22 protein-coding genes are annotated in these 15292 nt (G+C 35.5%); 3 read left to right on the forward strand and 19 right to left on the reverse strand.

Annotated elements, in window-relative coordinates; genetic code table 11:
• Nucleotides 1-122: 122 nt before the first annotated feature.
• Both AC07SW_RS01050 and AC07SW_RS01055 read right to left on the reverse strand, forming a co-directional pair.
• Nucleotides 123-464 carry a metal-sulfur cluster assembly factor gene (locus AC07SW_RS01050; protein WP_034569488.1) on the reverse strand — a complete coding sequence of 114 codons (342 nt, stop codon included), beginning with the start codon at nucleotides 462-464 and terminating at the stop codon, nucleotides 123-125.
• Between the two features lie 77 nt (nucleotides 465-541).
• Nucleotides 542-1303, reverse strand: a complete 762-nt coding sequence (locus AC07SW_RS01055; protein WP_494632097.1) for a prolyl oligopeptidase family serine peptidase — start codon at nucleotides 1301-1303, stop codon at nucleotides 542-544.
• Nucleotides 1304-1437: 134 nt separating this feature from the next.
• Between AC07SW_RS01055 and AC07SW_RS01060 the strand changes: the two genes are divergently transcribed.
• Nucleotides 1438-2250, forward strand: coding sequence for a Cof-type HAD-IIB family hydrolase (locus AC07SW_RS01060; protein WP_119908106.1), 813 nt, complete (start codon nucleotides 1438-1440; stop codon nucleotides 2248-2250).
• Between the two features lie 58 nt (nucleotides 2251-2308).
• Here the strand turns inward: AC07SW_RS01060 and AC07SW_RS01065 are convergent, their stop codons facing one another.
• On the reverse strand, nucleotides 2309-3205 hold the full coding sequence (locus AC07SW_RS01065; protein ID WP_236707202.1) for a YitT family protein: 897 nt from the start codon (nucleotides 3203-3205) through the stop codon (nucleotides 2309-2311).
• Between the two features lie 173 nt (nucleotides 3206-3378).
• Here AC07SW_RS01065 and AC07SW_RS01070 point away from each other — a divergent pair, with 173 nt between their 5' ends.
• A complete protein-coding gene (locus AC07SW_RS01070) occupies nucleotides 3379-3870 on the forward strand; it encodes a YajQ family cyclic di-GMP-binding protein (RefSeq protein ID WP_034569481.1) in 492 nt (163 codons plus the stop codon).
• A 49-nt stretch (nucleotides 3871-3919) separates the two neighbouring features.
• Here the strand turns inward: AC07SW_RS01070 and AC07SW_RS01075 are convergent, their stop codons facing one another.
• From AC07SW_RS01075 to AC07SW_RS01085, 3 genes are all read right to left on the reverse strand, one after another.
• A complete protein-coding gene (locus AC07SW_RS01075) occupies nucleotides 3920-4342 on the reverse strand; it encodes an OsmC family protein (RefSeq protein ID WP_463684521.1) in 423 nt (140 codons plus the stop codon).
• 15 nt (nucleotides 4343-4357) lie between these two features.
• Nucleotides 4358-4777 (reverse strand): hypothetical protein, encoded by a 420-nt coding sequence (locus AC07SW_RS01080; protein WP_494632098.1) that lies wholly within the window; start codon nucleotides 4775-4777, stop codon nucleotides 4358-4360.
• Nucleotides 4778-4857: 80 nt separating this feature from the next.
• Nucleotides 4858-5202, reverse strand: coding sequence for a hypothetical protein (locus AC07SW_RS01085; RefSeq protein WP_034569475.1), 345 nt, complete (start codon nucleotides 5200-5202; stop codon nucleotides 4858-4860).
• A 309-nt stretch (nucleotides 5203-5511) separates the two neighbouring features.
• On the opposite strand from AC07SW_RS01085, the gene AC07SW_RS01090 reads away from it, so the two are divergent.
• Nucleotides 5512-6045, forward strand: coding sequence for a hypothetical protein (locus AC07SW_RS01090; protein WP_311780135.1), 534 nt, complete (start codon nucleotides 5512-5514; stop codon nucleotides 6043-6045).
• A 90-nt stretch (nucleotides 6046-6135) separates the two neighbouring features.
• On the opposite strand, the gene AC07SW_RS01095 is transcribed toward AC07SW_RS01090, so the two are convergent.
• The 13 genes from AC07SW_RS01095 to ftsY all read right to left on the reverse strand — a co-directional run bounded on the left by AC07SW_RS01095 (nucleotide 6136) and on the right by ftsY (nucleotide 15234).
• A complete protein-coding gene (locus AC07SW_RS01095; RefSeq protein ID WP_135023757.1) occupies nucleotides 6136-6534 on the reverse strand; it encodes a DUF1801 domain-containing protein in 399 nt (132 codons plus the stop codon).
• Between the two features lie 83 nt (nucleotides 6535-6617).
• Nucleotides 6618-7538 carry a helix-turn-helix transcriptional regulator gene (locus AC07SW_RS01100; protein WP_135023760.1) on the reverse strand — a complete coding sequence of 307 codons (921 nt, stop codon included), beginning with the start codon at nucleotides 7536-7538 and terminating at the stop codon, nucleotides 6618-6620.
• Nucleotides 7539-7647: 109 nt separating this feature from the next.
• Complete coding sequence (rplS, locus tag AC07SW_RS01105) at nucleotides 7648-7995, reverse strand: 50S ribosomal protein L19 (protein ID WP_034573490.1); 348 nt, start codon at nucleotides 7993-7995, stop codon at nucleotides 7648-7650.
• Nucleotides 7996-8150: 155 nt separating this feature from the next.
• Nucleotides 8151-8585 carry a VOC family protein gene (locus AC07SW_RS01110; RefSeq protein ID WP_135018582.1) on the reverse strand — a complete coding sequence of 145 codons (435 nt, stop codon included), beginning with the start codon at nucleotides 8583-8585 and terminating at the stop codon, nucleotides 8151-8153.
• A 112-nt stretch (nucleotides 8586-8697) separates the two neighbouring features.
• Nucleotides 8698-8901, reverse strand: a complete 204-nt coding sequence (locus AC07SW_RS01115) for an isochorismatase family protein (RefSeq protein ID WP_135023763.1) — start codon at nucleotides 8899-8901, stop codon at nucleotides 8698-8700.
• Entirely contained in the window at nucleotides 8898-9992 is a 1095-nt protein-coding gene (locus AC07SW_RS01120) for a beta-N-acetylhexosaminidase (protein WP_463684515.1), read from the reverse strand. The genes AC07SW_RS01115 and AC07SW_RS01120 overlap by 4 nt, the downstream gene beginning before the upstream one ends.
• Before the next feature lie 177 nt (nucleotides 9993-10169).
• The gene (gene trmD / locus AC07SW_RS01125; protein ID WP_135023767.1) at nucleotides 10170-10907 is read right to left on the reverse strand and encodes a tRNA (guanosine(37)-N1)-methyltransferase TrmD; all 738 of its coding nucleotides are present in this window, start codon (nucleotides 10905-10907) and stop codon (nucleotides 10170-10172) included.
• The gene (gene rimM, locus AC07SW_RS01130) at nucleotides 10907-11422 is read right to left on the reverse strand and encodes a ribosome maturation factor RimM (RefSeq protein ID WP_034569459.1); all 516 of its coding nucleotides are present in this window, start codon (nucleotides 11420-11422) and stop codon (nucleotides 10907-10909) included. Before rimM ends, trmD begins: the two co-directional genes overlap by 1 nt.
• Before the next feature lie 150 nt (nucleotides 11423-11572).
• A complete protein-coding gene (locus tag AC07SW_RS01135) occupies nucleotides 11573-11812 on the reverse strand; it encodes a KH domain-containing protein (protein WP_034569457.1) in 240 nt (79 codons plus the stop codon).
• A gap of 14 nt (nucleotides 11813-11826) precedes the next feature.
• Nucleotides 11827-12099, reverse strand: coding sequence for a 30S ribosomal protein S16 (gene rpsP / locus AC07SW_RS01140; RefSeq protein WP_034569454.1), 273 nt, complete (start codon nucleotides 12097-12099; stop codon nucleotides 11827-11829).
• Nucleotides 12100-12238: 139 nt separating this feature from the next.
• A complete protein-coding gene (gene ffh, locus AC07SW_RS01145; RefSeq protein WP_034569452.1) occupies nucleotides 12239-13657 on the reverse strand; it encodes a signal recognition particle protein in 1419 nt (472 codons plus the stop codon).
• A 17-nt stretch (nucleotides 13658-13674) separates the two neighbouring features.
• Entirely contained in the window at nucleotides 13675-14019 is a 345-nt protein-coding gene (locus AC07SW_RS01150; protein WP_034569450.1) for a putative DNA-binding protein, read from the reverse strand.
• Between the two features lie 213 nt (nucleotides 14020-14232).
• The gene (gene ftsY, locus AC07SW_RS01155) at nucleotides 14233-15234 is read right to left on the reverse strand and encodes a signal recognition particle-docking protein FtsY (protein WP_034569448.1); all 1002 of its coding nucleotides are present in this window, start codon (nucleotides 15232-15234) and stop codon (nucleotides 14233-14235) included.
• Between the last annotated feature and the right edge of the window lie 58 nt (nucleotides 15235-15292).

Genomic DNA, 15292 nt, shown 5'->3' on the forward strand with positions numbered 1-15292 from the left:
AGTGTCCTCCAAACCATTTGCTTGCTTAACCAATTTTATTTTTCAAAAAAACTCTTTCACTAACAACTAAGTGTTAGTGAAAGAGTTTTTTGACACTACAGAAGGATTAATCTTCAATTAAATTATCTAATCCCCAACGCAATCCGTGCATAACGGCTCATTCTATCCGTTGTCCACGCAGGATACCAAACCAACTGCACTTCTGATTTGGTTACTTCTGGTACGTCTTTTAAGGCTGTCATAATTTGATCGGTGATAACGTCTGCTAATGGGCATCCCATTGTCGTTAACGTCATTTTTACAATACAGTGACCGTTATTTTCTAATTCTACTTCATAAACCAAGCCTAGGTTCACAATATCAATTCCTAGCTCTGGATCGATTACTTGTTCTAATGCTTGAATAATTCGTTCTTTGATTCCATCTATTTCTTCTTGCGACCAATTTTTATTTTCATCTGTCATAAACGTCACCTCCACGTAAGTTCCACACTATCATACCGTGTTTCAGAAAAAAAGTAAATCTCTCAATAAGATAATTCTTAAAGGCGTTTCGCAAAGAATGTCGCCATTTCAACTGAGCTTTCATACGGTACTTTATGGCCTGCACCTTTTGTGGAGGTAAAGCTAACATGTTTTGCTGCTTCAGGCTGCTCATTGATCACTCTTTCGTAAAAATCAAGGGTTGGTTGGTATGGAACGGTATTGTCTGCTGTTCCATGCCAAAAATGCAAGTATCGACCGGCTATCTTTTCTGGCTGTAAGCTTAAATCAATCGGCTTTAATTGCTCCAATTCTGCTTGATAGTTCGCTTCGTCAATATTTAAACCCTCCGCCCATGAAGAGTTTAATAACCATCTTGAAAATAAAACGGGTGCCGGGCTGCCCATCAAACAAACGGCTGTTTTGATGGAAGGATATTGTGTGAGTAAAGCACAGGTTGTAATGCCTCCCATTGATAAACCCGTTACACCTATTCGATTAGGGTCTGTTAAACCTTTTGAAATATAATAATCAGTTAACGTTGGGAATTCTTCGATACTATGTGCCACAACTTGCCAAAATTCCATATACGCTTCCTCATTCAAGGTGCCTTCTTTTCGTTCACCATGTAAATACGCTTCTGGTAATACCGCGCGAAATCCATGTTTTGCCAGTTCATACCCATTTACCATCGCACTTTCCTTACAGCTTCCCCAACCATGATAAAACAAGACAGTTGGGAGCTTTTGGTGGTCGATATCAGATTCAACCATTTCTAACAAAGGAATTTCTGCTACAACGACATGTTTTACTACAATCATTTTCTTTTCCTCTTTTCTTTTATGAAAGTACGTCACAAATGTTTTCATTTTATGGTACACTATTAGTAGTTCTCTTAGTTGATTTTAACATAAGAGTACTCTTTTTTGTGAAAATTAATCTTCTGGAGGTATGTATGACTAAAAAATTAATTACCATCGATTTAGATGGCACGACACTAAACAACGAATCAAAAATTACCCCTAAAACAATCGAAGTCTTTAAAAAAGCTCAACATGCAGGACATATGATTTCAATTGTAACAGGTCGTCCGTACCGTATTAGTAAACAATATTACCAACAATTAGGCTTAGATACACCGATTGTCAATTTCAATGGTGCGCTTTGTCACATGCCACATGAATTAGAATGGGCTGCTCAATACCATAAAACGCTCCATCGTGATATCGCTTTAGACATGCTTTCGCTAAAAAAACATATGGAAATTGACATGATTGCAGCTGAAGTAAAAGACAGTGTTTATGCGGATCAATTTTATATGCCTAACAAAGATTTTTTCCCAGATGGAAAAAAAGGAACGAACACATTAACAGCTAAGAATTTAAAAGATGATCCAACTTCTGTTTGTGTCTTTACTAAAAAAGAAAACCAAGCTTCCATCACCAATGAATTAATTACTCGCTATGGCGATTCGATTGAGATTCGAACTTGGGGCGGCGACACACCTTGTTTAGAGATTGTTTCTGCTGGTGTTCAAAAGGCTCTTGGGGTTGAGTGTATCGCTGATGCATACGGATTTAAACAGCAAGATATCATCGCTTTTGGAGATGAGGACAACGATTATGAAATGATTCAATATGCTGGACATGGCGTTGTCATGAAAAATGGAATTGATGCATTAAAATCGATTGCGAATGATATCACTCAAAAAACAAATAATGAAGATGGTCTTGCCTCTTATTTAGAAAATTACTTACACTTAGCTTAAATTTAGAAGTGTCACATAAAAAAAGGTTCAAAGGAAAATTCCTTTGAACCTTTTTAATTTATAATTGCTCTTTTTGACGTTTTTGCTGATCTGTATCCCAAAATTCGCCAATCAATTTATTCGTTTGTAAAATATTAACAAAAGCACTTGTATCGGTTTCTTTAACTGCAATTTCTAGATCGTACAATTCATAACGCGTAATAACGATCATTAAAACGGCACTATCGTCTCCAGTATAGCCGCCTTTAGCTGGTATCACTGTAATGCCACGAATTAATTTATCATTAATGGCTTTGATCATTTCGTCGCTGTGTTTTGTGACAATCATGGCTGTTACTTTTTGATGGCTCGTATGAATCGTATCGACAACTTTAGTCATCACATAGATGGATAGTAATGTATACAATGCATATTCCCATCCATAAACAAAACCGGCTGTTGAAATGATGATTAAATTAATGCCAAACATTAAACTTCCAATCGAGCGTCCAGTTGTTTTAGACAATACCATTGAAATGATATCCATTCCGCCTGTTGAAAATCCGTACTTCAACGCACAACCAATCCCCACGCCACTCATTACGCCACCTGCAACGGCATTCATAATAGGATCTGGAGTTAATTCAATAATGGGAAAAATCATTGAAAAAATCGACATTAACGCAACCGTCATAAAGCTATACAGCGTAAAATCACGTCCAATTTTGTACCAACCGAGTAAAGCAATTGGTGCATTGAACAAGATAATTAAAAGTCCTGTACTGACATGAATATGAGCAAAGTCAAAAAGAGACGAGGAAATCAACTGTGAAACCCCATTTAAACCAGCGCCATACACTCTTGCTGGGATCAAAAAATTATTTAACGCAATTGCATTTGTTAGTGCTGCAAAGAAAATAAAGAACATTTTTTTTGAAAACTCTGCCCACATATTGGGAACTTTTAATTTTGCCACTAAAGAAACCTCCAATCGATTTATCAGATTAAAATATAACAAGTTTTTCAACATAAAGAAAGAAAAATTTACTGAGTTTTTTCGTTTTCTTAGCTTCTTCACATTTTGACTGTAAAATGGTAGAATGTAAGCGTTCAATGAATTGTGAAATAAAGGAAGGAAGTGACTTTTTAGTGGCAAAAGAAGCTAGTTTTGATATTGTATCGGAAATCAACCAAGAAGAAGTAAAAAATGCAATTGCACTTGCAAAAAAAGAAATTACCAATCGCTTTGATTTTAAAGGGTCTATTAGCGAAATTAAACTGGAAAAAAATCAATTAGTTCTTGTCTCTGAAGATGAGTATAAGATTGGTCAAGTTAAAGATATTTTAACGAGTAAATTAATTAAACGTGATGTCCCAACTAAAAATATTCATTATGGTGAAAGCGAAAAAGCCTTTGGCGGAAATGTTCGTCAACATGCTGATTTAATTAGTGGGATTGATAAAGAAAATGCAAAAAAAATCAATACCTTGATTAAACAATCTGGCATTAAAGTTAAAAGCACCATTCAAGATGACCAAATTCGCGTCACAGGTAAAAGTCGTGACGATTTGCAACAAGTCATTTCATTACTTAGAGATGCTGATTTAAAAGTTGAGTTGCAATTTACGAACTTCCGCTAAGCAAAATACAAAATAGCACCTAAACCGTTAAAGGATTTAGGTGCTATTTTTATGGAGTCGTTGTGGCCATTACAGTGACTGTTTGACTGCCCTTCATCAGTTTAGAAATGGGACATCGCTGATCGGCTAATTCAACTATTTCTTGAATTTCAGGTTGACTAAGAGATTCAATAAATACTTTTGCTGTTACATTAAAATGATACCCGATTGTTTCAGGAATCAGTGCAATCGTTACTTTGACTGAGCTTTTTTTAGGCTGTTGTTGCTCTTTTAAAATTGTTTCAACCGTTGCATTCAAACAGGTGCTATATGCCAATGCTAGCAATTCTTCTGGGTTCGTCCCAGGCTCTTTACTGACTGGACTAGACACGTTTACTTTCCAGCCCTCACTGCCTTCAATATACGCAACACCAGCAACTCCAGTTTCATTAATGGCTGTTGTTTGATAAATACTTTTTTCGTTTTGATTCACTGAGATGCCCCCCCCCTAAACTAAGCCGAATTTTAATTCCCTCATCAAATCACTTAATAGCGAAGAACCTACTAATAAAATTTCATAAAGTGGTAAAATCTCTTCTCCTGTTCGACCTTCAAATAATAAAGAAACTTCTCCCTCATTTGTTAAAACTAAACGATAATAAGAGGTTTTTTCTTGGTTTAATTGATTGATTAACGCTACTAGTTGAAGACGATTGTCTTCATTAGAACACGCTATTAATTGATGATAAGTGATTGTAACATCCGTTTGTTTTGTCGCTTCTTTGAAGACAATGTCAAAAAGGATTTCATTTTCAGGGCTTGCTTGAAAACTCCCACTATAAGAAGTCTCATTGGAATTTTCTGTTGATTTAACTAATGGGATTTGTTTTGCTCTAAGTAATTCTTCAAATGCTCGGATAGCAGTCATTGTTAAACTCCTTTTTATAGTCAATTATTTAAGAAAAAAAGGAACATTTGTTAAAATAACGAAATGTTCACTCTCTATTTTTAACCTTTAAGTGTTTCTTCTTTTAAAAGTTGTACATGCTCTAATTCAGTAAACCATTTTTTAATCGTTTCAATCTTGTTCATTTTTTCTTTGTCTCGTCCTTCAACGAAACTGATTGCAACAATGGTTTCATACTCTTTATGTTCAGGATATTGCCATTCTTCGCCGTATAAATTCTGTTTAATCAACATTTGGTCAGCGTACTTTCCTGAATAATTAATACAGCTTCCTAATAGGTGATCGCCATGCTTATTGAACTCTAATTTAAAGCGTTCTTCTAAGTCATTTTCTACCACTGAAACACATTTTGAACTACCGTATTCCAAAAAATAATAATTTCTCATTTTTACTAGACCCCTTCATTCATAAAAAGCTGTTCTTTCATAAAGAATTTAAAACTATTATAGCACCGACCTTGGATAAAAACTAGGGTTCTGTTTATTTCTTTGAATTTTAAGTTATTTTTTCCCTTCATTCCCTTAAAGATATTGGTTTATACTTTATTTGTAAGTATTTTTTTAGGGATTAAAACTGTTAAAAAATTAGATTATTAAAATAAAAAATATATGTTTTTTTATCTTGACAATAAATAACTGTAGGTATATGATTAATATAAATAATTCACTCAGGTGAATATAAAAGGGGATTTTGAAATGAAAAAAATTAAATTATTAATTATTGGATTAAGTTTATTTTCAGCATTCGTATTTACCCGCACAGCAACTGCTCAAGAAACAACGATTGAAAGGGACGCATTGCACCCTAGTACTAGAATCACAACCGATGTTAAAATGGTTACTCTTGAAAATGGAGAATCCTATAATTTAAAAAAAAGCTTATTTAAAGATAAAAAACATTCTACTCTTTTAGCCTTCCAAGTAAAAACACAAGAAGATACCACTGAAGCAGTAGTTAAGACAATAAGATATGATGATGGACAAGATTTTGTGCCACCATATGTAGGTACTGTAGGTTACGTATCATCACAATTTTTAAAAAATTTAGATCCGAAGCATCGGCTTGGTTTTAATACAATCAATATTAGCCTTACCAATATGTCTGGGGGAACAGTCACTTATAGAGTTGCTTATAACTCAAAAGTTGTCGAAAATACTTCTATAACAGGAGATACAAATGATGACTATTTAGACATCATGACATGGAATCCTTATTTTAACTTCGAATAATACAAAAAATAATTTTTTCTAGCCTCCATAATTAGTGGGGGTTTCTTTTTTTACATTTAAATAATTCATCCATTGTCCGTTTCTTTAAGTTCAAACTAGATGGTACGTCAATGCTTTTTCAATACAAAAGGCCAATTCTTGAATAGGAAGTTCTTTTTGAGGATCAAGGAGGATTCCCCGATTTTTAGAAAATTCAAACGTACCGTTAAATAAAGGTCTGAACTCTTCAATTAAGGTTGTTTGGCAATGAATAAAAAGTGCTATCTGATGTTCACCAAATCGATCAATTCGAATCGGCGTGCCTGATTTTGTTTGATTGGTTGCGTAGCTCGGTTGGTTCCATTTTAAACTCTCTTCAATTTCGCCAACTTCTGCTATACCATCAGCTGTATCAAAAATAAGCTGCCTTATTTCTAATAATGGTGTACGATAAATTTTTGGATACTTTTTAAAAACAGCAGCAACCTCTATATTTCTAATTGGTTTCATAGGTATTTTTCCCCTTTTCTAATTAAATAATTTCTTTTCAATATCAATGTAACCCACAAATGATGACAAGTAGCTGTCATCGTTCAATTACTTGAATACGCTTTTTGTAAGTGAATGATTGCTGCTTGATGTTGTTTTTTTAAAGATAGTGGTGTTATCACTTGTACTCCATTTCCAAACATAAGTAAAAATGGAATTAAATGCTTTTGATATTCTGAAAAAAAAGTTACCTCAACGTGATTATCTACTACTCGAATTTCATCTTGGGTGTAATAATCGTAAAGTTTTCCTAGCTCATCCTTTTTAAAATATAATTTGACCCACTCACCTGTGAGAAGTTCTTTTTTTGTAGGTGGTATTTGTAGGTCAAAGTGTTGATCCAAAATAGTCATTTTCCGTATTCTTGTCACTTTAAAGTGTCTAAATGCTGCTCTTTTTTCACAATACGCATGCACGTACCAACTGCCATTTAGCAGCATCAATTCATAAGGATGGATTGTTCGTTCAGTTCCTTCGCCTTGGTTGCTGACATACTCAATTGTCAGCTTCAAATAGTTGTGTAAGGCATTGGTTAATTGAGTATTTTTTTGCTTTGTTTCCTCTTCTATTTCAGCACGATGAAGAGTTGGAGACGCAAATGAAATAAGTGGACTCGTGATTTCCTTTGATGGATGCAATTGCATTAGATGAATTTTTTCTTTAATTGTATGTTGTTTATCTGTTGGTTCGATAAATCGTTCTTTCATTTGCAAAGCGCTTAAAATATCCTGTTTTTCAGCATCTGTATAGGTATATGTACGAAGTTTAAATGAATTTAATAAAGAATAGCCACCCTTTCTCCCAGTAAATGAAACAATCGGAAAGCCTGCCATTTCAATTGTTTCAATATCTCTAAAAATGGTGCGCTTGGTTACATTGAAGCGCGTAGCTAGTTGTGTAGCTGGTATGACTTCATTTTCTAACAGCAATACAATGATTGAGAGAATGCGTTCAATTTTTTTCATATTCTGCTCCTTTCTTTTCTTCCTATTTATCGTAGCATCCTAATCACTATTCAGCAAGTTTTTGGACAACAAAAAAACCCTTGAATACTCAAGGGTCTCAACACTCATCTTAACGACGAGCTTCTTTGATACGAGCTGCTTTACCATGTAATGCACGTAAGTAGTACAATTTAGCACGACGTACTTTACCATGACGAATAACTTCGATTTGTGCAACACGTGGAGTGTGAACTGGGAATGTACGCTCAACACCAACACCGCCAGAAATTTTACGAACGGTATAAGTTTCGCTGATTCCAGCACCACGACGTTTAATTACTACGCCTTCGAATAATTGGATACGTTCTCTAGTACCCTCAACTACGCGTGCGTGTACACGAACTGTATCTCCAGGACGGAACGTTGGGATATCAGAACGTAATTGTTCGTTTGTGATTGATTCCATTAATTGACTCATGTTTTTTTCTCCTTCCAACAACCATTCATAAGCCTCCAATTGGGCTTAGCGGAATACCGTTTATCGAGTAAAGTTTCTCTTTACTCACCTCAAATAGTTTATCATATCTCTACTTTAGTGTAAAGGGGTTTTCCTTGATAATTTTATTTTTGACTTTATTCAATAATCAACATGTCTTGATCATCAAATTTCCAGCTATCAGCATAGGCAACTTCCCAATAATAACCATCTAAGTCTTTAAAGTAACCGCTATAACCGCCCCAGAATACTTTTTCAGGAGGCTTAACGATTTCCCCGCCTAATGTAGCCGCTTTTTGAATCAATTCATCCACTTCTGCTTCATGTTTTACATTGATTGCGAAAGTGATGCCGTTGAAAGCATTACTTTCTTTAGCAGGTGGCTCTGGAAGGTTCATATCTTTGGCTAATTCTGCAATCGGGAATAATTCTAATTTCGTTCCTTTGTTATTAAAAAACACAATCTGTGGATCTTCTGATTTTTCAGGCGTTTGAAAACCTAGCTCTTTGTAAAAATGCAATGATGCTTTTAAATTAGTAACTCCTAGACAAATTAAATTGATTCGATTCATAATGATTCTCCTTTTTTATAGTAAGTTTAAAAAATGATTTTCCCAAATTGCTTCGTGATGAGCGATGATGACTGGCGCTGTTAATAATGGACTGTCCACTGTCGTATGCAAGTCACTTTTCATCCAGCAGTGATAGGCCTAAACTGTGGGCAACTCGAATAGTCGTATCTACGCAATATTCTGTTTGCGCCCCACAAAATTCAATTGATTCTACTCCTAATTCAGTTAACGTTGCTTGTAGGTTTGTTTGGAAAAAAGAGTTGGCGTGGGTTTTCAATAGGTAATAATCTGTTGGCTGATTGTCTAGTTCCTTCATTTTAAGTATTTATCAGAATAAAGGCGCATCAATTTAAATAAATCTGACAAATCAAGTGGCTGGTTAGGTTCATCCGACCAGATTCCTTGCATATTCCCAATAGTAGCAAGTGGACCTTTGGCTCCTTTAACCATCGAAGCTTCTAAATGCGTGATACCTTCTACTGCTTGGTTAAAGTTATAATACCCATCTGCTATTGTCTTTCTCCCAATCACCCAATACCATTCGTCATTTGTATTTAAAATTGGATGCCCTTTTTCCACTAGATATTCAGGCATAGCAACATCGTAATTTTCCCAACCAGATGTCCAGTAAGCAATTATAAAGTCCTTATCAAAACGACCAAAAGTATCGTCATTATTGTAATAGACGCCATCATTGAAGATCATGGGTTTCATTTTATAGGTTTTAGCCATTAGGGCTAATTCATTGGCATAAGCTATAAATTTTTGATACGTACCTTGTTTTTGAATGGCTACCCAGCCGCCATCTTCCACGACATCGTTGGCGTATTCGTCACATCCAAAATTAATGATTTCAGCATAAGTTGAAAAATAAGCCACATAGTTTTTTACAATCGCTTTGGTAAAGGCCACAGCTAAGTCGTTGTCTAAATCAATCGTACTTTTTGACGATTTAAATGCTGGATTTAAAATCTTTAATTCCTTCATAATCGCTATGATTGTATCCATATGACCGGGACTGTTAATGACAGGGATGATTTCAATCTTTTTTTCTAATGCAAACTGCAGCAACTCATCCATTTCAGCTTGAGTTAACGCATTTCCATTTGGGTCATCGTAGTAGTGTCGATTCCCCTTAAGAAGAGCTTTCCTTACTTCATCACTTTTGTATACCTTTTCATTTATTGTGACTGTCATATCATCTAACAAAAAACGCAAACCGTTATTCCCCACGATAAGCTCCATACCTGTATATCCCAATAAATTGGCTTGATTGATGATTTTCTTTAACTCAGCTTTAGAAATATATTTTCGTCCTGCATCAATAGAAATGATTTTTTTCTTATTGCTAACATGGGTATCTTGCTGTTTTGATTGACCATACAACTTATTTTTACTCTTTTCCATTCACATTCCCCCCTGTGATGTTTTTTATGTCCATTTTCTATCCTTCAATTTTTATCATTTCTTTTGATTGAATATCTATCTCTAGATTAACATAAAACTCCTTAAATCCCCTCCCTTTTGATTCACTTTTTTACCAATTAAAAAAAGACAACTAATCCAGCTAGTTGTCTTCATTCATTACTTTTCTTCTTCTTTAATTTCAGCTAACCATTGTTCTTGCTCTTTTGTTAAGTCTAATACTGCCAACATATCCGGGCGGCGCAAATACGTTCGACGTAACGATTCTTTTTCCTGCCATTCGTGAATCAATTTGTGATTGCCGTTAGTTAAAACTTCAGGAACTTTCATTCCTCTAAAATCGGCAGGTCTTGTGTATTGAGGGTGCTCTAATAAGCCTGTGGAATGAGAATCTGTTTGAGCAGATAAGTTATTCCCTAGCACATCTGGCAATAAGCGTACAGTCGCGTCTATCATCACCATAGCACCTAGTTCTCCTCCAGTTAACACATAGTCCCCTAATGAGATTTCATCTGTTACAAGCGTCCGGATACGTTCATCATAGCCTTCGTAATGCCCACAAATAAAAATCAGATGCTCTTCATTTGCTAGTTCTTCTGCGACCGATTGGGTAAAAGGGACTCCAGCTGGATCTAACAGAATCACTCTTTTTTTAGTCGTTGGCGTTTCTGCTTCAATCGCTTCGATTCCGCTAAAAATAGGTTGAGCAGTCAGCAACATCCCTGCACCACCACCATATGGGTAATCGTCAACATTTTGATGTTTATTTTCAGAAAAATCGCGAAAATTAGCAACATTAACTTCTAACAGTTTTTTTTCAATCGCTTTTCCTAAAATTGACTCTGTTAACGGACCTTCAAACATTTTAGGAAATAGCGTCAAGACATCGATTCTCATTAATCCAACAATCCTTCCATTAAATGAACGATCACCAATTGTTTTTCTAAATCGACTTTAACTACAACATCCTCAATGTACGGTACTAGTAAATCTTTTCCTTTTGGACGTTGAATCACCCAAACGTCATTAGCTCCTGGTGATAAAATTTCTTTGATTTTGCCAAGTTCATTTTCTTCTTCATCTATGACAGTTAAGCCAATAATTTCATGATAATAAAATTCATGCTCCGGTAATTCTTGTAATTGTTCCGATGTAATTTTTAAAATAGCATCGCGGTATTTTTCTACATCGTTGATATTGTGATGGTCAACAAATGAAATAATATCAAAATTCTTATGTTTACGATGACTGTTAACCGTCATTTCTAATGGTGCTTTATTGTCTTGACAAAGCAATAATTTTGCTCCTTTTTTATAGCGTTCTTCTGGAAAATCCGTTCTTGAAATCACTCGAACGTCTCCTTTTAACCCTTGTGTATTGACGATTTTACCTACGTTATATAATTCAGACACATTAATTCCCTCATTTTCATTTATTTGATCTTATTTATTGTACCATATTCTAGCATTATTTCTGTCATTTTCAATGATTTCTTTGGAAATAGTGGGAAAATAAAAAACCATCTCAGTTGAAATGGTTTTTTCGTTATTATTTTGGATTTACTATTCGACAATCGATAATCGCACACGTTTAGGTCCATTGACCCTCACACTGTACACGATCGTACGAATTGATTTAGCTACGCGACCTTGTTTGCCAATTACTCTACCAATATCATCTGGATGAACCGATAATTGATACTCAAGATACTCATTAGATTCCTCAATCACAATATCCAATTCTTCCGGATGGGTGACTAAAGGACGAACAACTGTAAGAATTAATTCTTTCATGTCAGCCATAGAAAACATCCTTTTTATTTAACGTTTTTTGAATCATGGAATTTTTTCATAATACCTTCTTTTGAAAGGATGTTACGAACTGTATCAGAAGGTTGTGCGCCTGTAGCTAACCAGCTTAATACTTTTTCTTCTTCCACTTTAACTTCTGCAGGGCTTACAACTGGGTTGTATGTTCCTACTACTTCGATGTAACGTCCGTCACGTGGAGAACGTGAATCAGCGACTACCATACGATAAAATGGGTTTCTTTTAGATCCCATACGTTTTAAACGAATTTTTACTGCCATGTCTCTTTACACCTCCAATAACTATCTCACATTTATATATATTACCAGTAAATCACTCCCCTGTAAAGTGTTTTTTCTTTACAGGGTGATTTTTTTTTCAAATCAGAGTGAAACACTTTGGTTGCAAGCTTTTTAACGCTTATTTTTTGCGCTTATTTTTCTTTTTCTTTTTGTTTTTTTTCACCATTTGGTTCATGGCCATTTTGCCTAGCTTGCCTTTAATACCACTACCAAACATATTATCCATGCCATTAAAATTGCCTTTTGACATTTGATTCATCATTTTTTTAGATTCATTAAACTGTTTGATCATGCGATTTACTTCGGCAATTGGGCGACCTGAGCCACGAGCGATACGACGACGGCGACTTTGAGATAAAATATCCGGATTTTCGCGTTCTTGTGGTGTCATTGATAAAACAACGGCCTTCATACGAGCGGTATCTTTTGGATCGATTTTAATTTGATCTAAGCCTGGTGCGTTGCTCATACCAGGAATCATTTTTAAAATATCTTCTAATGGTCCCATGTTATTTAACTGATCCATTTGATCGATAAAGTCGTTAAAATCAAAGCTATTTTCTTTTAATTTTTTCGTCATTTCTTCGGCTTTTTGTTCGTCAAAGTCAAGTTGCGCTTTTTCAATCAGCGTCAACATGTCTCCCATGCCTAGAATACGACTTGCCATCCGTTCTGGATAGAAGGGTTCTAAAGCGTCTAACTTCTCACCTTGTCCAGTAAATTTAATTGGTTTTCCTGTCACTGAACGGATAGAAAGGGCTGCCCCACCACGAGTATCGCCGTCTAATTTAGTTAAGATGACTCCTGTGATGTCTAATTGTTCATTAAAGGATTCCGCTACATTAACGGCATCTTGCCCTGTCATTGCATCTACTACTAAGAAGATTTCGGTAGGGTTGGCCAATGCTTTAATATCAGTTAATTCAGTCATTAAGGTTTCATCGATATGCAAACGACCGGCTGTATCGATAATAACAAAATCGCGGTGCTCTTCTTTTGCTTTTTCAATCCCTTTTTGTGCAATTTCAACGGGGCTAACTTGATTGCCCATTGAAAACACAGGAATATCCAATTGTTCCCCAATCGTTTCTAATTGTTGGATTGCGGCAGGACGATAAATATCCGCTGCTACAAGCATTGGTCGACGGTTTTGGTTTTTTCTTAGATAGTTAGCTAATTTCCCAGCTGTTGTTGTTTTACCTGCCCCTTGTAACCCAACCATCATAATAACAGTTGGTGACTTTGGTGCCGTTTGAATCGTTGATTGTTCTCCGCCCATTAAAGCAGTTAATTCTTCGTTTACAATCTTAATCACTTGTTGAGAAGGAGATAGACTTTCCAACACTTCTTCCCCAATAGATCGCTCACTGACCGTTTTTACAAACTCTTTTACTACTTTAAAGTTTACATCGGCTTCTAGTAATGCAAGTCGAACTTCACGCATCATTTCTTTTACGTCTGCTTCAGAAATCTTCCCTTTGCGACGCATTTTATTCATTGCTGCTTGGAGACGTTCTGATAATCCTTCAAATGCCATATAAATTCACCTTTTCCTTATTTTTCATCTTTTTCATCTTGAAGTTGCTGGATAAGTGTTGTTAACTTTTTATCAGTTGAGTAGTTGGCTTCCACATAGCTTGCCAATTCTTCTACAATCTGTTCCGTGCGTTTAAAATCAGCTACGATATGCAATTTTTTTTCATATTCTAACAAGATATGTTCGGTTCTTTTGATGTTGTCATACACTGCTTGACGGCTGACACCAAATTCTTCAGCTATTTCGCCTAATGAAAAATCATCTGCATAATACAACTGCATGTAATTTTGTTGTTTTTCAGTTAGTAAGGACTCATAAAATTCAAACAAGCCATTGATACGATTTGTTTTTTCAATTTCCATTTCTGATCCTTCTTTCTTATTAGACGTTCTGTCAAGTGATTTTAGTTTACACACTTCACTAGCGTACCTATTTTTCAGTCTTTAGTCAATAGTTATTCGTTATAAAATAGGAATTTATCAAAAAAGAATAGGTTGCTTTGGTAAAGGTTGAAATTGCCTCTCTTCTTTAAAATGAAAAATAAAGCTCTAAATAAATTTAGAGCTTTACTTTTTTTACTTTTCTTCATTTTTTAGTAATAACTGACTAAACAAACCGTAAACGTATTCGCTTGGATCGAATTCTTGTAAATCATCCATTCCTTCGCCAAGTCCGACTAATTTAACTGGAATGTGCAGTTCGTTACGGATTGCTAAAACAATTCCGCCTTTTGCTGTACCGTCTAATTTTGTTAAAACAAGACCTGTGACGTCAGTTGTTTCTTTAAATTGTTTTGCTTGAATCATTGCGTTTTGACCTGTTGTCGCATCTAGTACCAGTAATACTTCATGAGGTGCTCCTGGGACTTCTCGTTCAATAATGCGCTTCATTTTTTCAAGCTCGTTCATTAAATTGACTTTATTTTGTAAGCGACCGGCTGTATCTACCATTAAGATATCCGCATGCTCGCTTTTAGCCTGTTTTACTGCGTCGTAAACGACTGCTGCTGGATCTCCACCTGGTACGCCATGAACAACATCTACCCCCACACGCTCGCCCCAAACGACCAACTGATCGATGGCGCCTGCTCTAAAGGTATCCCCTGCAGCTAATAATACTTTTTTGCCTTCTGCTTGGTATTGGTGGGCTAACTTTCCAATTGTAGTTGTTTTTCCTACTCCGTTTACGCCAACAAAAAGCATAATCGTTAAACCATCAGGATTTAAGTTGATTTCTGGTTTTTCAGGTTCGCCTTTTTCATAAATTTCGACTAATTTTTCAATAATCGCTTCTTGAACGGCTCCTTGATTTTTAGCATTTCTTAATTTTACTTCTTGACGTAGGGCATCAGTAATTTCCATTGTGGTATCAAAGCCTACATCCGCGCCTATTAAAACCTCTTCTAGTTCGTCAAAGAAGTCTTCATCCACGGTTCTAAAGTTGGCAAATAATTCATTCATTCGTTCTGAAAAGCTTTTACGTGTTTTTTCTAAGCCCTTTTCGTATTTCTCGGTGACTTCTGTTGTTTCGACTTCTTCACCTGTAAAAGCTTTTTTTATTTTATCAAAAAATCCCATATTATTTCCTCATTTCATTGCTTTCTTTGTTCTTATTGTAACACAATTTCAAACTAGA

It is taken from the genome of Carnobacterium sp. GW821-FHT04C06 (assembly GCF_059420345.1).